Raw genomic sequence first — 18,121 nt, 5'->3', positions numbered from 1 at the left:
ATCGCCGTGCGCATCGACGTGGTCACGATCTTCCCCGAGTACCTCGAACCGCTGAACGTCTCCCTGGTCGGCAAGGCCCGCGCCAGCGGCCGGCTGGACGTGCGGCTGCACGGGCTGCGCGAGCACACCAGCGACGTGCACCGCACTGTCGACGACTCCCCGTACGGGGGCGGCCCCGGCATGGTGATGAAGCCGGAGCCCTGGGCGGCCGCCCTGGAGGGCGTCGTGGCCTCGGCCGGCCCCGAGGACGGCGCCGTGCCGACCCTGGTGGTGCCGACCCCCAGCGGCCGTCCCTTCACCCAGGAGCTGGCCCAGGAGCTGGCCGGACGCCCCTGGCTGGCCTTCGCCCCGGCCCGCTACGAGGGCATCGACCGCCGGGTGATCGAGGAGGCCGCCGAGACCATGCCGGTGGTCGAGGTCTCCATCGGCGACTACGTGCTGGCCGGCGGCGAGGTCGCGGTGCTGGTGATCGTGGAGGCGGTGGCCCGGCTGCTGCCCGGGGTCCTCGGCAACGCCGAGTCGCACCAGGACGACTCCTTCGCACCGGGGCGGATGACCGACCTGCTGGAGGGCCCGGTGTACACCAAGCCCGCCGAGTGGCGCGGTCGGGAGGTCCCCGAGGTGCTGCTCAGCGGCAACCACGGGAAGATCGCCCGCTGGCGCCGGGAGCAGGCCTTCGCCCGCACCCTGGCGATGCGTCCGGACCTGGTGGAGCGCTGGCGGCGCGACGGCATGGACAAGCACGACCTGCGGGCGCTGGAGGAGATGGGCCTGCGCTGGAGCGAGTCCGACGGCCGATTTCTCCGCACCCCCGACGGTGTGGAACAATAGGCGATTGCTGCCTGTCCTCGGCCGGCCCGCGACCCAACCGTCGCAGTAGCCGGCACGGTGCCCCTGCCACGGGGGAGACACCGCCAACCGAGCGGCACACAGCGCAACCATTTCACACGATTTCCGTGGGTGGCCCGTGGCGCCTGCGATGGAGACACATCATGAGCAACCTGCTCACCGCTGTCGACGCGGCTTCGCTGCGCACCGACATCCCCGCGTTCCGCGCCGGTGACACCGTCAACGTGCACGTCCGCGTCATCGAGGGCAACCGCTCCCGTGTCCAGCAGTTCAAGGGCGTCGTCATCCGCCGCCAGGGCGACGGCATCCGCGAGACCTTCACGGTCCGCAAGGTCAGCTTCAACGTCGGTGTCGAGCGCACCTTCCCGGTGCACACCCCGATCGTCGAGAAGATCGAGGTCGTGACCCGTGGCGCCGTCCGTCGCGCCAAGCTGTACTACCTCCGTGACCTGCGTGGCAAGGCCGCGAAGATCAAGGAGAAGCGCGACCGCTGAGTCTCCTTCATACCGCGGTGCCTTAGGCTGCTGCGGCGATGGAAACCCAAGAAGCACCCGAGGACCGCGACTGCTCCTCCGAACCCGAGGGTTCGGAGGCCCGGCCGCGGTCCTCTGCTGTGCGCGGAGTGCTGCGGGACGTGGCCCTGCTGGCAGTGGTCTGCGCCGTGGTGCTGTTCCTGGTGAACATGTTCGTGGCCCAGCCGTTCGGGATTCCCAGCGGTTCGATGGAGGGCACTCTGCGGATCGGTGACCGGGTGATCGTCGACAAGGCGGTATACCGCTTCGGCAGCCCGCAGCGCGGCGACGTGGTGGTGTTCGACGGCCGCGGCTCCTTCATCGACGACGGGGCGTCCGGCAGCGGCGACGCCAACGGCGACGACTTCGTGAAGCGGGTGATCGGTGTCGGCGGCGACACCGTGACCTGCTGCGACAGCAAGGGGCGGCTGAGCGTCGACGGAGTACCGCTGGACGAGAGCGGCTACCTCTACCCGGGTGACGCCCCGTCACAGGTGCCGTTCTCGATCAAGGTGCCGGCCGGGCGGCTGTTCGTCCTGGGCGACCACCGGTCCGACTCCAGCGACTCGCGGGACCATCTCGGCGACCCCGGCGGCGGGTTCGTTCCTGTCGACAAAGTGATCGGAAGGGTCGACTGGGTGGTCCTCCCGGTCGGACACTGGCGTTCGGTGGACCGTCCCGCGGCGTTCGCGACGCTGGCGTCGGAACTGCGGAAGGGCGCCGGTCATGGGCAGCAGGGGTAAGAACAAGGCACCGAGGGTCGAGGCGGCCCCCGCCGGAGCTGCGGGCGGCAACCGCGCGGAGCGGGGGCGGGCGGAGCGCCGTCGCGCCGCCAAGCGTGCCAAGCGCCGCCGGAAGCGCTCGCTGCTGCGCGAGATACCCCTGATCATCGTGGTGGCCCTGGTGATAACCCTGGCCCTGCAGACCTTCTTCGTGCAGGTGTTCTCGATCCCCTCGGGATCGATGCAGACCACCATCGGGATCGGCGACCGGGTGGTCGTCAACAAGCTCTCACCCTGGTTCGGGGCCAAGCCGCAGCGCGGCGAGGTGGTGGTCTTCAAGGACCCCGACAACTGGCTGAAGGACGACCCGGTCCCCAAGAGCGGACCGGTGCTGACCGCGGTGAAGAACGTGTTCACCTTCGTCGGCCTGCTGCCCTCGGACCGGGACCTGATCAAGCGGGTCATCGGCGTCCCGGGCGACACCGTCGCCTGCTGCGACAGCAAGGGCCGGGTGACCGTCAACGGCACCGCGCTGGACGAGCCCTACGTCTTCGCCGGCGAGGTCCCCTCCCGGATCGCCTTCAAGGTGACCGTCCCGGCCGGCAAGCTCTGGGTGATGGGCGACCACCGGGACATCTCGGCGGACTCGCGCTACCACCTGTCCGATCCGGACGGGGGGTTCGTCCCGGAATCCGACGTGGTGGGCCGCGCCGTCGCGGTGATCTGGCCGATCTCGCACTGGCGGAGCCTGCCGGTGCAGTCGTTCCCGGTGGCGTCCCCGACCGCGGCGGCCCCCGCGTCAGATCAAAGTCTTCGTCAAGTATCGTCCGCAGCAGCGTCCGGACCGCTTCCTGGGGAACTTCCGCTCGTTATGGGTTTGGCTGCGACTGTGCCCCGCTTCCCGGGACGCCGCCGCGGCCGCACCCGGCCCGAGCGGTGACGGGTTCGGTTCAGCGACACGCGTGGGCGCGACCCGCCCGCCTGGCGACATGAGGAGACGACGTGGGGGAGCCGGTCTTGCCCGAAGGACCACTGGGGATCGGTGCCCGCGCGGGTGTCGGCGAGCCCAAGGATTCGGCGGCCACTACCGTTGGGTCCGTGGACGACACCGGACGTGGAGACGCGGGCAGCGATCAGACCGCAGGAGCGGCGGACCCCCACGGGGACGGCGCGGACGATTTCTTGGAGAACGGGACACAGGGAGAGCCCGGGCCGCTCAAGGCGGGCAAGCAGAAGAAGCAGCGCTCCTTCTGGAAGGAGCTGCCGATCCTGATCGTGGTCGCGCTGGTCCTGGCCCTGCTCATCAAGACCTTCCTGGTGCAGGCCTTCTCCATCCCCTCGGGGTCCATGGAGAACACCCTGCGGATCAACGACCGGGTGCTGGTGGACAAGCTCACCCCGCACTTCGGCAGCAAGCCCTCGCGCGGCGAGGTCGTCGTCTTCCACGACCCCGGCAACTGGCTCTCCGACGAGCCGTCACAGCAGCAGAGCAGCAACTCGCTGGTGCGCGGGATCCAGGACGTCTTCAGCTGGATCGGCCTGATGCCGTCCGCCAATGAGAAGGACCTGATCAAGCGGGTCATCGCGGTCGGCGGAGACACCGTCAGCTGCCAGGGCACCGGGCCGGTGTACGTCAACGGCAAGGCCCTGGTCGAGCCCTACATCTATCCCGGCGCCACGCCGTGCGGCGACAAGAACTTCGGCCCGCTGAAGGTCCCCGCCAACTCCATCTGGGTGATGGGCGACCACCGCAACGACTCGCTGGACTCCCGGTACCACATGGACGAGCCGGGCGGCGGCTCGGTGCCGGACTCCGACGTCGTCGGCCGTGCCTTCACCATCGCCTGGCCGATCTCGCACTGGGCGACCCTGCCCATCCCGTCCACCTTCAGCCAGTCCGGCATCAGCACCCAGGCCGGCGCCCTGCTGGTGAACGAGCCGGCCGTGGCCGGGCTGATCGGCGCCGTCCCGCTCACCTACCTGCAGCGCCGGATCCGGCTGCGCCGGCGCCGCGGTCAGGATTGATCGCCGGCAGCCCTTGCGAAGGCCGCGGTACCGACCAGTAATCTGCTGGGACGTCCTGCGGCCTTCCGCTTGTACGGGTGCGGTACGGGTGCCGTGCCGGTGGTTCGGGCAACGAGGCTGGGGAGCGGCGAGATGGCGGTACGGCGACTGCGGGTCGACGGAGTGCTGCAGGGCATCGGGATAGCCGTCGGCCTGCTGGCGCTGGTCGGCGGGTTCGTCCTGCTGGCGGTCCAGTACCGGCCGTACTCGGTGCCTACCGACTCGATGGCGCCGACGGTGCAGCCCGGGGACACCGTGCTCGCCCACCCGGTCAAGGGCAGCCAGGTCGGCCGCGGCGACATCATCGTCTTCAACGACCCGGTCTGGGGCACCTCGGCGATGGTCAAGCGGGTGATCGGGGTCGGCGGCGACACCGTCGCCTGCTGCGACTCGGCCGGGCGCACCACGGTCAACGGGAAGCCGGTCACCGAGTCCTACGTCAACACCTCCAGTTCGAGCGCGGTGCTGCTGGGGGACAAGCCGTTCAGCGCCAAGGTCCCGGCCGGCCGGCTGTTCCTGATGGGCGACAACCGCTCGGTCTCGCTGGACTCGCGCTCGCATCTGGAGATCACCGAGGGGACCATCCCGGAGTCCGAGGTCAAGGCCAGGGTCGAGGGCACCGTCTGGCCGCTGTCGACGGCCAGGACCATCGGCCGCACCAGCGCCTTCGACGCAGTGCCGGGGCCGGCCGCCACCGCCCACGGCCCGCTGCCCGAACTGGAGTGGACGATCATCGGGGGCGCCGCACTGGTGTTGCTGAGCGCGGCGGCGGGTACGGTCGTGGCACAGTTGCGGAAGCGGTCCGCCAAGAGGGGCCGCAGCTCCTGACCGTACGGAGGTGACCGGTGGCGGTGCTGCGCCGAAGGGCGGCCCGGGTGCTGCTGCTGGACCCTGCCGAAAGGATCCTGCTGCTGCACGGCTTCGACCCACTGGTGCCGGGGCGCACCTGGTGGTTCACCCCCGGCGGCGGAGTGGAGGGCGAGGAGGAACTCGCCGACGCCGCCCGTCGCGAGGTCGCCGAGGAGACCGGGATCACCGGCATCGCGCTGGGACCGCTGGTGGCCCGCCGCTCCAGCGTCTTCAGCTTCGACGGACGCAGTTTCGACCAGGACGAGTGGTACTACCTGGCCAGGACCGGCACCACGGCGCTGGACGCCTCCGGTCAGACCGAGCTGGAGCTGCGCACCGTCGACGAGATGCGGTGGTGGTCGCTGCCGGAACTGCTGGCCAGCACCGAGACCGTCTACCCGGAGGGCCTGGGGTCGCTGCTGGCCTCACTGCTCGCCGCTGGGCCGCCGGACCGTCCGGTCCGGCTCCCGTGTCCCACCCCGTGGTCCACAATGGACGAACATACGCACAGCTGAGGGGAACGTGGGGATGAGTGCCGAGGACCTCGAGAAGTACGAGACCGAGATGGAGCTCAAGCTCTACCGGGAGTACCGCGATGTCGTCGGGCTGTTCAAGTTCGTGATCGAGACCGAGCGGCGCTTCTACCTCACCAATGACTACGAGCTGAACGTCCGCTCGGATCAGGGCGAGGTGTTCTTCGAGGTGTCCATGGCTGACGCCTGGGTCTGGGACATGTACCGACCGGCCCGGTTCGTCCGCAAGGTCAGGGTGCTGACCTTCAAGGACGTGAACGTGGAGGAACTGGCCAAGAGCGACCTGGAACTCCCCTCCGACGAGGCCGGTTTCGGCCCCTGACGGTCGGCCCGTCCCGCCTCCCGTCAACACTCCGCCGTCCGGTTCACTCTGCCGGGCGGCGGAGTTTTTCACACCCCCCGAGCTGTCCACAGGCTGCGGACCGCCCCTGGCCCGGCGCCCCCGGAACCGGCAGATTGCCGACCGGAGGTGATCGTGATGACCGCACGCACACAGGCCCTGGGCCGCTACGGCGAGAACGCCGCGGCACGCGCCCTGGCAGCCGCCGGACTGACCGTGCTGGACCGCAACTGGCGCTGCCGCGAGGGGGAGCTGGACATCGTCGCCATGGACGGCGACACCCTGGCCGTCTGCGAGGTCAAGACCCGCAGCGAGCGCGGCTTCCAGAGCCCGGCCGAGGCCGTCGACCCGGTCAAGGCGGACCGGCTGCTGCTGCTCGCGGAGCGCTGGCTCGCCGAGCGCTGGCAGGCGCCCGCGCCCCCGGGCGGGGTGCGGATCGACCTGGTCAGCGTGGTGCACGCGCCGCGCGGAGCCGCCCGGGTCGACCACATCCCCGGGGCGGTGGGCTGAGATGGCCTTCGCCCACACCGGCTCGGTGGCCCTGCTCGGGGTGGACGGCGTGGTGGTCGAGGTCCAGGCCGACCTGGAGCCCGGTGTCGCCGCTTTCACCATCGTCGGGCTGCCCGACAAGGCCCTCAGCGAGGCCAAGGACCGGGTCAGGGCGGCGGTGGTGAACTCCGGCGAGAAGTGGCCCCAGCGCAAGCTCACCGTGGGGCTCTCGCCCGCCTCGGTGCCCAAGAGCGGCAGCGGTTTCGACCTCGCCATCGCCTGCGCGGTGCTGGCCGCCGCCGAGGTGCTCGACCCCGCCGCCATCGCCAAGCTGCTGCTCATCGGCGAGCTGGGCCTCGACGGCCGGGTCCGTCCGGTCCGCGGGGTGCTGCCCGCGGTCCTCGCCGCCGCCGACGCCGGCTACGAGCGGGTGGTGGTGCCCAGCCAGACCGCGGCCGAGGCCGCCCTGGTGCCCGGGATGAGCGTGCTGGGGGTCCGCACCCTGGCGCAGTTGCTCGGCCTGCTCACCGGGCGCCTCACGGGCGAGGAGGAGCCCGCCGAGGGCGCCGCCGGGGCCGGCGCCGAGCGCCCGGACAACGCCCTGGCCGGGCTCTCCCTCCCCGGTCTCGGCGTCCGCAGCCGCTCCGCCGACGAACCCGACCACCGCGACCTCGCCGACATCGCCGGGCAGTACGAGGCCCGCCGCGCCCTGGAGATGGCCGCCGCCGGCGGCCACCACCTCTACCTGAAGGGGCCGCCAGGTGCCGGCAAAACCATGTTGGCCGAGCGCCTCCCCGGCATCCTGCCGCCGCTCACCCAGCAGGAGGCGCTGGAGGTCACCGCGGTGCACTCGGTCGCGGGCCTGCTCCCCGCCGGACAGCCGCTGCTCGGCGCGGCCCCCTACTGCGCTCCGCACCATTCCACCACCATGCCCGCGATCATCGGCGGCGGCAGCGGACTGCCGCGTCCCGGCGCCGTCTCGCTGGCGCACCGGGGCGTGCTGTTCCTGGACGAGGCCCCGGAGTTCCCGGTCCGGGTCCTGGACGCGCTGCGCCAGCCGCTGGAGTCCGGTGAGGTGGTGGTGGCGCGCTCGGCGGGATCGCTGCGGCTGCCCGCCCGGTTCCTGCTGATGCTGGCGGCCAACCCCTGCCCCTGCGGCCGCTGGTCCCGACGGGGCGAGGGCTGCGACTGCACCGCGACCATGGTCAGCCGCTACCAGGGGCGGCTGTCGGGTCCGCTGCTGGACCGGGTGGACCTGCGGGTCGAGGTCGACGCGGTCACCAGGGTCGAGCTCATGGAGCGCGACGCCACCGCCGAGAGCACCGCGACGGTCGCCGCCCGGGTACTGGCAGCCAGGGACCGCGCCGCGGCCAGGCTCAAGGACACGCCCTGGCGCACCAACGGCGAGGTGCCCGGACACGAGCTCCGTACCCGCTGGCGGCTGGCCCCCGGCGCGCTGCGGGACGCCGAGCGGGACATGGAGCGCGGACTGCTCACCGCCCGCGGCCTGGACCGGGTGCTGCGGGTCGCCTGGACCGCCGCCGACCTGGCCGGCCTGGACCGTCCCGAACGCGACGAGGTCCGCACCGCCCTCGCCCTGCGCAGCGGTATCAGCCGCGGCCTGCCCCGTTGACCCTGCGATCGGAGGACAGCCCGTGCTGACCGACACCCGCGCGGACGTCCGCGTCGTACCCGAGGCCGAGCGGCTGGCCCGGGCCACCCTGTGCCGCATCGTCGAACCGGGCGACGAGGCCGCCGGACTGCTGATCCAGCAGCACGGGCCGGTCGAGACCGCCCGGCGGCTCACCCGGGGCGATGGCCTTCCGGCAGCGCTCCGCCGCCGCAGCGAGGGCTATCAGGCCCGCGCGGCCGGCGTCGATCCGGCGGCCGACCTCGACCGGGCCGGGCGGCTCGGCGCCCGGCTGGTCTGCCCCGGGGACGAGGACTGGCCCTCGCAGCTGGACGACCTCGGTCCGGCCCGTCCGATCGCGCTCTGGGTGCGCGGAGGCGCCTCGCTGCGACTGCTCGCCCTGCGTTCGGTCGCCGTGGTCGGGGCCAGGGCCTGCACCGCCTACGGCACCCATGTCGCCACCGGGCTCAGCGCCGACCTCGCCGACGCCGCCTGGGTCGTCGTCTCCGGCGGTGCCTACGGCATCGACGCGGCGGCGCACCGCGGCGCGCTCGCGGCCACCGGCATCACCGTCGGGGTGCTCGCCTGCGGTGTGGACCAGGTCTATCCGCGAGGGCACGGTGCGCTGCTGACCCGGATCGCCGACCAGGGGCTGCTGTTGAGCGAGCTTCCCCTCGGCGCCCACCCCACCAAGCCCCGGTTCCTGCTGCGGAACCGTGTGATCGCCGCACTGACCCGCGGCACGGTGGTGGTGGAGGCGGCCCGGCGCAGCGGCGCCCTGAGCACCGCGCGTCGCGCCCGGGACCTCAACCGGCTGGTGATGGCGGTACCGGGGCCGGTCACCTCGGAGCTCTCGGCGGGCGCGCACGCACTGGTCCGGGCCGGGGCCGCCCTGGTGACCGACGCCGCCGAAGTCATCGAGCAGGTCGGCGGGATCGGCGTGGACCTGGCGCCGACGCGCCGAGGACCGACGGTTCCGCTGGACGCGATCGGAGGGGAGGCGCTGCTGGTGCTGGAGGCGATCCCGGCCGGCCCGTGCGGCGCCCCGGTCGAGCAACTGGTCCGCGGAGCCGGCCTGTCGCCCGACACCGTGCTGCACAGGCTGTACGAGCTCGGTTCGCTGGGACTGGTCGAGCGGGAGGGCTCGCACTGGCGCCTGGCGTGAGCGCCCCGGCGCGTTCCTGAATGTTCACTGCGACCCACCTGATCGAGCGAGCGCCCGTTGTGGATAGCACTCAGAGAGCGTCCGGTCACGCTACGCTCACAACCGCTCGGCTGAACGGGGCCGATGGATCAGCAGAACGGCACAAGACAACGAATGCCCACGTACTCGAACTTCCCTGGGGACGAACCGCTCACCACCGGCCAGCGCCCGGCGCCGGTGCGGACATGGCGGGCGGCACCCCATGCGGAGGCCCACAACGAGTGCATCCCGGGAGCCCGTTCCGGCGCGACGGCACCGCCCACCGCGCACCCCTCGGCAGCACCGCGGCCTCCGGCGCCGCATGCGGCCTCGCTGTCCGCGGAACCGGTGTCCCCGAACCCGAGCCCGTCCGGGAACCCGTCCCCGACCGCTGCACCGAACCCGTCCCCGAACCCGTCCCCGGCCCCGATCGTGCCTACCACCGTCCCGGCCGCACCCGTGGTGGCGAAGCTCCCCGCGCAGAGCGCCGCCGACCAGCCGCGGCGCGCGCTCGACGCCCTGTGGCGCGCCTACAAGGCCGACGGCGACCCGCGGCTCCGCGAGCAACTGATCCTGCACTACTCGCCGCTGGTGAAGTACGTGGCCGGCCGGGTCAGCGTCGGCCTGCCGGCCAACGTGGAACAGGCCGACTTCGTCTCCTCCGGGGTCTTCGGACTCATCGACGCCATCGAGAAGTTCGACCCGGAACGCGCCATCAAGTTCGAGACGTACGCCATCAGCCGGATCCGCGGCGCGATCATCGACGAACTCCGGGCCCTGGACTGGATCCCGCGCTCGGTCCGGCAGAAGGCCAGGGCGGTCGAACGTGCCTACGCCACGCTGGAGGTCGCCCTGCGGCGCACCCCCAACGACCCCGAGGTGGCAGCGGAGATGGGGATCCCGCTGGACGATCTGCACACCATCTTCAGCCAGTTGTCCCTCGCCAACGTGGTCGCCCTCGACGAGTTGACGCACGGCGGCGGCGAGGGCAGCGACCGGGTCAGCCTGCTCGACACCCTGGAGGACCCCGCCGCGGACAACCCGGTGGAGGTCGCCGAGAGCCGGGAACTGCGACGGCTGCTGGCCCGCGCCATCAACACCCTCCCGGACCGGGAGAAGACCGTCGTCAGCCTCTACTACTACGAAGGCCTCACCCTGGCCGAGATCGGCCAGGTGCTCGGGGTCACCGAGAGCCGGGTCAGCCAGATCCACACCAAGGCGGTACTGCAGCTCCGCGCCAAACTCTCCGACGCCCGCTGACGTCCGAGAACCGCCGTCCGTGCCGCCGTGCCGTCGGTCTAAGCTGTTCGCCGTGCCGAAGATCCGAGCCGCCACCCTCGTCGAGCATCGCCGACTCCAGCGCGACGCCCTGCTGGAGGCCGCCCGGGCGCTGCTCTCGGAAGGCGGCATGGAGGCGCTGACCTTCCCCGCACTCGCGGCCAGGACGGGTCTGGCCCGCTCCTCCGTCTACGAGTACTTCCGCTCGCGCGCCGCCGTGGTCGAGGAGCTCTGCGCGGTGGACTTCCCGGCCTGGTCCGCGGAGATCGTCGACGCGGTGGCCCTCGCCGACACCCCGGCTGGACGGGTCGAGGCCTATGTGCGGGCCCAGTTGGCGCTCGCCGGTGACCCCCGGCACCGGGCCCTCGCCGCCATCTCGGCCGGCGAGCTGGACGACGCCGCCCGCGAGCGGATCCGCGCCTCGCACGGCCAGTTCGTCGCCCTGGTCGTCAGCGCACTGGCCGAACTGGGGCACGCGCGGCCCGGATTGACCGCGTCCCTGGTGCAGGGCATCGTCCAGGCCGCGGTCAAGCGGCTGGAGCTGGGCGCGGCCGAGGACCCGGAGGCCATCACCGAGGCGACCGTCGCCCTGGTGCTGCGCGGCGTCGCGGACGCACCGGCGGCCTGAGCCCGCGACAGCGGCAGCAGTCTGGCCCGTCCGGGACCCACCAGCGCCAACGGATCCAGGTAGCGGTGCCCCCGCAGCAGTCCCCAGTGCAGGCAGCTCACCGGACAGTGGTCCGCGGCGCCGCCGATCGGACCGGTGGTGACCGTGCCGACCACCGTGCCGGCCGCCACCGAAGCGCCCCGCTCCACCTCCGCCGTCACCGGTTGGAAGGTGGTCCGCAACGGGGGGTCGCCGCTGCCGGACAGACTGATCGCGACCACCCCGGTGCCGGCGACCGTCCCCGCGAAGGACACCGTCCCGCCCCGGACCGCCCGTACCGCAGTGCCCACCGGCGCCGCCAGGTCGACTCCGCGGTGGCCGGGCAGCCAGGGCGACGGCGGTGGGTCGAACCGTCGCAGCACCTGGGCCGGCGAGCCGCCGGTGGGCAGTCGTGGCGACGGCGGGATGCCGCCCCAGGCGAGCGCCCGCTGCCCTCCGGGCGGACCCGCCAGGGTCATGGCGAGCCACAGCAGCAGGCCGAGGAGCAGCAACAGCCGCCTGCTGTCGGGCGACGGGGGACGCGTCGTACAGCTGAGGAGTGAGGTCATGCGGTGACTCTCCTCGTCCGCACCGCGGGATTCAGCGTGCGCACCGTCCCCTGTGGACAACTCGGGGGGTGTGCAGAACCCGCTCACCCGCACGGGTGGGGACGGGCCGGAAGCAGCCCCCGACAGCGGAGGTCGCCCGGTGTCCGGCGGTTCCCGTACACTTCACTCGCGGCCCAGCGTGCTGGGTCGACTTCGCACGCCCCGCCACCGGTGCCTCGGCCAGTCCCTCGCCCGGTGAAGTGCCACTCGGTCCATCACGGTCCGGCACGGTCGGGGCGTCAGGCGCGGCGGCCTCCCGGCCGGCGCGGAAACCGAGAAACCTAGGAGTACGGCCATGGCCGTCGTCACGATGCGGGAGCTGCTGGAGAGCGGCGTCCACTTCGGTCACCAGACCCGTCGTTGGAACCCGAAGATGAAGCGCTTCATCTTCACGGAGCGCAACGGCATCTACATCATCGACCTGCTGCAGTCGCTGAACTACATCGACCGCGCCTACGAGTTCGTCAAGGAGACCGTTGCCCACGGCGGCAGCGTCCTCTTCGTCGGCACCAAGAAGCAGGCGCAGGAGGCCATCGCCGAGCAGGCCACCCGCGTGGGCATGCCCTACGTCAACCAGCGCTGGCTCGGCGGCATGCTGACCAACTTCCAGACGGTCTACAAGCGCCTCCAGCGGATGAAGGAGCTCGGCGAGATCGACTTCACGGATGTGGCCGCCTCCGGCCTCACCAAGAAGGAGCTCCTGGTCCTCGAGCGCGAGCACACCAAGCTCGAGAAGACCCTCGGCGGTATTCGCGACATGCAGCGCGTGCCCTCCGCCGTGTGGATCGTCGACACCAAGAAGGAGCACATCGCCGTCGGTGAGGCGCGCAAGCTCCGCATCCCGGTCGTCGCGATCCTCGACACCAACTGCGACCCCGACGAGGTCGACTACAAGATCCCCGGCAACGACGACGCCATCCGCTCGGTCACCCTGCTGACCCGCGTGATCGCCGACGCGGTGGCCGAGGGCCTGATGGCCCGTTCCGGTGCCGCCAAGGGCGACGCCAAGGTCGAGACCGGCGCCGACCAGCCGCTGGCCGACTGGGAGCGCGAGCTGCTCGTCGAGGGCGAGAAGAAGGCCGACGAGGCCCCCGTGGCCGCCGACGCCGTTGAGGCCCCCGCCGCCGAGGCTCCGGCCGAGGCCGCTGCCGCTGTCGAGGCGCCCGCCGAGGCCCCCGCTGTCGAGGCCCCCGCCGCCGAGGCCGAGCAGGCCTGACGACTTCAGGGCGAGGGGTACGGCGGCGACCGCCGGCGTACCCCTCGCATCGTGTCCGACGGCCGGGCTCCGGGCTCAACAGCCCGGTGCTCGGCCGTCGGCACGGCCCCCTCCACCGACATCGTTGAGAAGAGACTGAAGAACAATGGCGAACACCACCGCCGCGGACGTCAAGAAGCTCCGTGAGCTCACCGGCGCCGGAATGATGGACTGCAAGAAGGCTCTGGACGAGGCCGAGGGCAACGTCGAGAAGGCCGTCGAGCTGCTGCGCATCAAGGGCCAGAAGGGCGTTGCCAAGCGCGAGGGCCGCGACGCCTCCAACGGCGCCGTCGTCTCCCTGCTCCAGGGCGGCAACTCCGGTGTCCTGGTCGAGCTGAACTGCGAGACCGACTTCGTCGCCAAGGGCGGCCGCTTCGTGGAGGTCGCCAACGCGCTGGCCGCCCACGTCGCCGCCACCTCCCCGGCCGACATCGAGACCGCGCTGGCCAGCGAGATCGAGCCCGGCAAGACCGTCCAGCAGTTCGTGGACGAGGCCAACGCGGGCCTGGGCGAGAAGATCGTCTTCCGCCGCTTCGCCCAGTTCACCGGTGGCGCCTACGTCGCCGCCTACATGCACCGCACCGACCCCGACCTGCCGCCGGCCATCGGCGTGCTGGTCGAGCTCGACCAGGAGAACGCGGAGATCGCGAAGGACGTCGCGCAGCACATCGCCGCGTTCGCCCCGAAGTACCTCTCCCGCGAGGACATCCCGGCCGAGGCCCTGGAGAACGAGCGCCGCATCGCCGAGGCCACCGCGCGCGAGGAGGGCAAGCCCGAGGCCGCCCTGCCGCGGATCGTCGAGGGTCGCGTCAGCGGCTTCGTCAAGGAGAACTCGGTCCTGGAGCAGGCCTTCGCCAAGGACAGCAAGAAGACCGTCCAGAAGGTCCTGGACGAGGCCGGCGTCAAGCTGGTCCGCTTCGCCCGCTTCCGCGTCGGCGCCTGACCCCACCGGGGTCTGCGGTGGCCGCCCGGACGGGGCGTCCGCCCATACGATGTGAGTCGTGAAGTACGACGAGGAGGCCACAGCCGTGGAGGTATCCGTAGCGATGCCCCCGGCGGTGGCCTCCTCTCGTACGCCTGCTCGCACCAGCTCATGCACCACCAGAAGGAGTCGATGCAGATGACCGCTGAGGAGAGTTCGCGCCGCCGCGTGCTGCTCAAGCTTTCCGGTGAGGCGTTCGCCGGCGGGGGCGGCCTGGGCGTCGACCCCGACGTCGTCCACGCGATCGCCCGCGAGATCGCCACCGTGGTCCGCGGCGGTACCGAGGTCGCCGTCGTCATCGGCGGCGGCAACTTCTTCCGCGGCGCCGAACTGCAGCTGCGCGGCATGGACCGGGCCCGCTCCGACTACATGGGCATGCTCGGCACCGTGATGAACAGCCTGGCGCTGCAGGACTTCCTGAACAAGGAGGGCATCGAGACCAGGGTCCAGACCGCGATCACCATGGGCCAGGTCGCCGAGCCGTACCTGCCGCTGCGGGCGATCCGGCACCTGGAGAAGGGCCGCGTCGTGATCTTCGGTGCGGGGATGGGCATGCCCTACTTCTCCACCGACACCACCGCGGTCCAGCGCGCCCTGGAGATCCACGCCGAGGTGCTGCTGATGGGGAAGAACGGGGTGGACGGCGTCTACGACTCCGACCCCCGCACCAACCCGGACGCGGTGAAGTTCGACACCCTGGAATACTCCGAGGTGATCGCCAGGGACCTCAGGATCGCGGACCTCACCGCGATCACCCTGTGCAAGGACAACAACCTGCCGATGCTGGTGTTCGAGCTGCTCGCCGAGGGCAATATCGCCCGCGCCGTGCGCAGTGAGAAGATCGGCACGCTGATCAGTGGCGAGTCGGCGCAGCACTGACCCTCCCGTGGGGTTGGTCCTCGCAGGGGATGGACAATCCACCGGGCGTCGGCGAACGTGCCCGGTAACGCGTAGTAGTGCCCGCACAGCAGGAGTCGAGACCGGGTAGCACCGGACAGGAGCACATGGTGATTGAAGAGACCCTCCTCGAGGCCGAGGAGAAGATGGAGAAGGCCGTCGCCGTCGCCAAGGACGACTTCGCCGCGATCCGCACCGGCCGTGCGCACCCCGCGATGTTCAGCAAGATCGTCGCCGAGTACTACGGCGCGGTGACCCCGATCAACCAGCTGGCGTCCTTCTCGGTGCCGGAGCCCCGGATGGCGATCGTCTCGCCGTTCGACAAGAGCTCGCTGCGGGTGATCGAGGAAGCCATCCGCAACTCCGACCTGGGCGTCAACCCGTCCAACGACGGGTCCATCATCCGGGTGAACTTCCCGCAGCTCACCGAGGAGCGCCGCCGGGAGTACATCAAGGTCGCCCGGGGCAAGGGCGAGGACGCCAAGATCTCCATCCGCGCGGTGCGCCGCAAGGCCAAGGAGACCCTGGACAAGCTCAGCAAGGACGGCGAGGCGGGCGAGGACGAGGTGCGCCGCGCCGAGAAGGAGCTCGAGGACGTCACCGCGCGCTATGTCGCGCAGGTGGACGAGCTGCTCAAGCACAAGGAAGCCGAGCTCCTCGAGGTCTGATGAACGACGACTCCTACTGGGGGCCCGAATCCGGCGACAGCAGCGCCGGGGCCCGAACGCAGGGCCACGACGCTGCTGCCTTCCCGAACGGACCTCACGGGGGAGTACTCCCCGGCGGACCACTGGCCGCCGGTGCGCAGCCCGGCGAGGCGGAGGCCACCGCGCTGATGCCGCCGGTGCTCGACCACCCGGTCCCCCCGTACTGGGGGGGACCGGCGGTCGGCCACTCGCAGCAGTCCCCGATGCACGGGAACGGGGGCATGCCGCAGACTCGTCCCATGGCCGCCCAGCATCCCGCACCGGAACGTTTCTCCGGACATTTCACCCAAGGCGGGCAGATGCCGCAGGCGAGTGCCGATCCGGTCGGCGAGCCGGTGGCAGCCCGCCTGAGCGGGCCGCTGTTCCGCGACGACGCACCCGCGCCGGCGCCTGTCGCGCCCGCGGAAGAGACCGCGGTGCTGCCCCCTCTCCGTACCGAGGCGCCGCCGATGAGCAACCAAGCACCGGTCCCCGATCCAGCCGCGCCGGTACCGCCCGCCGCGACCGGCAAGGCCCCCAAGGGCGGTCGCGACCTGCGTGCCGCGATCGGTGTGGGCCTCGGGCTCGGCGCGCTCGTGGTCGCCTCGCTCTTCATCGTGAAGTGGCTGTTCGTCGGGGTCGTCGCGGCGGTCGTGGTGATCGGCATGTGGGAACTCACCAGCCGGCTCTCAGAGAGCAAGGGCATCCGGGTGCCGCGGCCCCCGCTCGCCGTCGGCGGGGTCGGGATGCTGGTCGCCGCCTACCTGGGCGGCCCCGAGTCGGCACTGGTGGCGCTGGCGCTGACCGCACTGGCGGTGCTGGTCTGGCGGATGAGCGAGCCGCCCGAGGACTACCTCCGGGACGTCACCGCGGGCATCTTCACCGCCTTCTACGTCCCGTTCCTGGCGACCTTCGTGATGCTGATGCTGGCCGCCCACGACGGCCCGCAGCGGGTGGTGCTGTTCCTGGTGCTCACCGTCTGCAGCGACACCGGCGCCTACGCGGCCGGCTCCCGCTTCGGCAGGCACAAGCTCGCGCCCCGGATCAGCCCCGGCAAGACCCGCGAGGGACTGGTCGGCGCGGTGCTGCTGTGCATGCTGGTCGGCGCCCTCGGGATGAACCTGATGATCGACCGGGCCAGCTGGTGGCAGGGCCTGGTGCTGGGCGCCTGCGTGGCGGTCAGCGCCACCCTGGGCGACCTCGGCGAGTCGATGATCAAGCGCGACCTCGGCATCAAGGACATGGGCACCCTGCTCCCGGGCCACGGCGGCCTGATGGACCGGCTGGACTCGCTCCTCCCCACCGCCCCGATCGTCTGGCTCGTCCTGGTCGGCTTCGTCGGCGCGGGCTGAGCGCGAACGCCGACGCGAGGCCCCGGACCCCCACCACGGGGTCCGGGGCCTCGCCGTTTGCGTGGCTGCTCGGCCGACCTGAGACACTGGAGGAATCATGCCTAAGCCACTCCCCGGTGAACTCACCTTTGCCGCGCCGCGCGGCGCCAAGCCCCCGCGCCACCTCGCCGACCTGACCGCAGCCGAGCGGCGCGAGGCCGTCGCCGAACTCGGCGAGAAGCCGTTCCGCGCCGACCAGCTCTCGCGCCAGTACTTCTCCCGGCTCTCGTCCGGTCCGGACGAGTGGACGGACATCCCGGCGGCGTCCCGCGCCAAGCTCGCCGAGGGGCTGCTGCCCGAGCTGATGAGCGTGGTCCGCAATGTGTCCTGCGACGACGACAGCACCCGCAAGACGCTGTGGAAGCTCTTCGACGGGGTGCTGGTCGAGTCGGTGCTGATGCGCTACCCCGACCGGGTGACGATGTGCATCAGCTCGCAGGCCGGCTGCGGCATGAACTGCCCGTTCTGCGCCACGGGCCAGGCCGGGCTGACCCGCAACCTCTCCACCGCCGAGATCGTCGAGCAGATCGCGGCCGGGATGCGGTCCATCAAGGCCGGCGAGTTCGGCGCCGACGCCTCGGGCGAGGCCGGCGCGGTGCGACTCAGCAACATCGTCTTCATGGGCATGGGCGAGCCGCTGGCCAACTACAAGCGCGTGATCGCGGCGATCCGCCGGCTGACCGATCCGGCCCCCGGCGGCTTCGGCCTCTCCCAGCGCGGCATCACCGTCTCCACCGTCGGCCTGGTCCCGGCGATCAACCGGCTCGCCGACGAGGAGCTCAGCGTCCGCCTCGCGGTGTCGCTGCACGCCCCCGACGACGAGCTGCGGGACACCCTGGTCCCGGTGAACACCCGCTGGAAGGTCGCCGAGGTGCTGGACGCGGCCTGGGACTACGCGGAGCGCTCCGGCCGCCGCATCTCCATCGAGTACGCGCTGATCAAGGACATCAACGACCAGGCCTGGCGGGCCGACCTGCTGGGGCGGCTGCTCAAGAACCACCGGGCGCACGTCAACCTGATCCCGCTGAACCCCACCCCGGGCTCCAAGTGGACCGCCTCCCGCCCCGAGGACGAGCGCGAGTTCGTTCGCCAGCTGAAGCTGCACGGGGTCCCGGTCACCGTCCGCGACACCCGCGGCCAGGAGATCGACGGCGCCTGCGGCCAGCTCGCCGCGGCGGGCTGAGCGCAGGCCCGCGCTGCTGTCTGC

The 18,121-nt window shown here is 71.7% G+C and carries 19 protein-coding genes and 1 pseudogene; 19 read left to right on the top strand and 1 reads right to left on the bottom strand.

Features of this window, described 5'->3' with window-relative positions; translation table 11 throughout:
* The first annotated feature begins 6 nt into the window (after positions 1-6).
* The 13 genes from trmD to ABUW04_RS22345 all read left to right on the top strand — a co-directional run bounded on the left by trmD (position 7) and on the right by ABUW04_RS22345 (position 11,077).
* Positions 7-831 carry a tRNA (guanosine(37)-N1)-methyltransferase TrmD gene (gene trmD, locus ABUW04_RS22405; protein WP_030263855.1) on the top strand — a complete coding sequence of 275 codons (825 nt, stop codon included), beginning with the start codon at positions 7-9 and terminating at the stop codon, positions 829-831.
* Between the two features lie 161 nt (positions 832-992).
* A complete protein-coding gene (rplS, locus tag ABUW04_RS22400; protein WP_030263853.1) occupies positions 993-1,343 on the top strand; it encodes a 50S ribosomal protein L19 in 351 nt (116 codons plus the stop codon).
* 38 nt (positions 1,344-1,381) lie between these two features.
* On the top strand, positions 1,382-2,104 hold the full coding sequence (gene lepB, locus ABUW04_RS22395) for a signal peptidase I (RefSeq protein WP_030263850.1): 723 nt from the start codon (positions 1,382-1,384) through the stop codon (positions 2,102-2,104).
* Positions 2,088-3,023: a signal peptidase I gene (gene lepB / locus ABUW04_RS22390; protein ID WP_380566385.1), complete on the top strand. Its 936-nt coding sequence runs from the start codon at positions 2,088-2,090 to the stop codon at positions 3,021-3,023. Before lepB (ABUW04_RS22395) ends, lepB (ABUW04_RS22390) begins: the two co-directional genes overlap by 17 nt.
* Before the next feature lie 158 nt (positions 3,024-3,181).
* Positions 3,182-4,108: a signal peptidase I gene (lepB, locus tag ABUW04_RS22385; protein WP_380524863.1), complete on the top strand. Its 927-nt coding sequence runs from the start codon at positions 3,182-3,184 to the stop codon at positions 4,106-4,108.
* A 132-nt stretch (positions 4,109-4,240) separates the two neighbouring features.
* Positions 4,241-4,975 carry a signal peptidase I gene (lepB, locus tag ABUW04_RS22380; protein WP_380566384.1) on the top strand — a complete coding sequence of 245 codons (735 nt, stop codon included), beginning with the start codon at positions 4,241-4,243 and terminating at the stop codon, positions 4,973-4,975.
* A 26-nt stretch (positions 4,976-5,001) separates the two neighbouring features.
* Entirely contained in the window at positions 5,002-5,511 is a 510-nt protein-coding gene (locus ABUW04_RS22375; protein WP_380566552.1) for an NUDIX hydrolase, read from the top strand.
* 13 nt (positions 5,512-5,524) lie between these two features.
* Positions 5,525-5,851, top strand: a complete 327-nt coding sequence (locus tag ABUW04_RS22370) for a DUF2469 domain-containing protein (RefSeq protein ID WP_030263837.1) — start codon at positions 5,525-5,527, stop codon at positions 5,849-5,851.
* Positions 5,852-6,007: 156 nt separating this feature from the next.
* Entirely contained in the window at positions 6,008-6,379 is a 372-nt protein-coding gene (locus ABUW04_RS22365; RefSeq protein WP_380566382.1) for a YraN family protein, read from the top strand.
* Position 6,380: 1 nt separating this feature from the next.
* Positions 6,381-7,991 (top strand): YifB family Mg chelatase-like AAA ATPase, encoded by a 1,611-nt coding sequence (locus ABUW04_RS22360; protein ID WP_380566381.1) that lies wholly within the window; start codon positions 6,381-6,383, stop codon positions 7,989-7,991.
* Between the two features lie 22 nt (positions 7,992-8,013).
* Positions 8,014-9,153, top strand: coding sequence for a DNA-processing protein DprA (dprA, locus tag ABUW04_RS22355; protein WP_380566380.1), 1,140 nt, complete (start codon positions 8,014-8,016; stop codon positions 9,151-9,153).
* Between the two features lie 477 nt (positions 9,154-9,630).
* The gene (gene whiG / locus ABUW04_RS22350; protein WP_051726431.1) at positions 9,631-10,431 is read left to right on the top strand and encodes an RNA polymerase sigma factor WhiG; all 801 of its coding nucleotides are present in this window, start codon (positions 9,631-9,633) and stop codon (positions 10,429-10,431) included.
* A gap of 52 nt (positions 10,432-10,483) precedes the next feature.
* On the top strand, positions 10,484-11,077 hold the full coding sequence (locus tag ABUW04_RS22345; protein ID WP_030263823.1) for a TetR/AcrR family transcriptional regulator: 594 nt from the start codon (positions 10,484-10,486) through the stop codon (positions 11,075-11,077).
* 110 nt (positions 11,078-11,187) lie between these two features.
* On the opposite strand, the pseudogene ABUW04_RS22340 reads toward ABUW04_RS22345, so the two are convergent.
* Positions 11,188-11,574 (bottom strand): annotated as a pseudogene (locus ABUW04_RS22340) (peptidoglycan DD-metalloendopeptidase family protein); the annotation flags it as partial.
* A gap of 424 nt (positions 11,575-11,998) precedes the next feature.
* Between ABUW04_RS22340 and rpsB the strand changes: the two are divergent.
* The 6 genes from rpsB (at position 11,999) to rlmN (ending at position 18,097) form a co-directional block, all read left to right on the top strand.
* Positions 11,999-12,919 carry a 30S ribosomal protein S2 gene (rpsB, locus tag ABUW04_RS22335; protein WP_380566379.1) on the top strand — a complete coding sequence of 307 codons (921 nt, stop codon included), beginning with the start codon at positions 11,999-12,001 and terminating at the stop codon, positions 12,917-12,919.
* Positions 12,920-13,064: 145 nt separating this feature from the next.
* The gene (tsf, locus tag ABUW04_RS22330) at positions 13,065-13,901 is read left to right on the top strand and encodes a translation elongation factor Ts (RefSeq protein WP_030263814.1); all 837 of its coding nucleotides are present in this window, start codon (positions 13,065-13,067) and stop codon (positions 13,899-13,901) included.
* A gap of 177 nt (positions 13,902-14,078) precedes the next feature.
* Positions 14,079-14,819 carry a UMP kinase gene (gene pyrH / locus ABUW04_RS22325; protein WP_232242717.1) on the top strand — a complete coding sequence of 247 codons (741 nt, stop codon included), beginning with the start codon at positions 14,079-14,081 and terminating at the stop codon, positions 14,817-14,819.
* A gap of 128 nt (positions 14,820-14,947) precedes the next feature.
* On the top strand, positions 14,948-15,505 hold the full coding sequence (gene frr / locus ABUW04_RS22320; protein WP_030263808.1) for a ribosome recycling factor: 558 nt from the start codon (positions 14,948-14,950) through the stop codon (positions 15,503-15,505).
* Between the two features lie 167 nt (positions 15,506-15,672).
* Positions 15,673-16,875 carry a phosphatidate cytidylyltransferase gene (locus ABUW04_RS22315; RefSeq protein ID WP_380566551.1) on the top strand — a complete coding sequence of 401 codons (1,203 nt, stop codon included), beginning with the start codon at positions 15,673-15,675 and terminating at the stop codon, positions 16,873-16,875.
* Positions 16,876-16,972: 97 nt separating this feature from the next.
* Entirely contained in the window at positions 16,973-18,097 is a 1,125-nt protein-coding gene (gene rlmN / locus ABUW04_RS22310) for a 23S rRNA (adenine(2503)-C(2))-methyltransferase RlmN (RefSeq protein ID WP_030263803.1), read from the top strand.
* Positions 18,098-18,121: the final 24 nt, after the last annotated feature.

Source organism: Streptacidiphilus jeojiensis, from assembly GCF_042510965.1.
GTDB lineage: Bacteria > Actinomycetota > Actinomycetes > Streptomycetales > Streptomycetaceae > Streptacidiphilus > Streptacidiphilus jeojiensis.
This window is presented reverse-complemented; position numbering and strand designations above follow the sequence as displayed.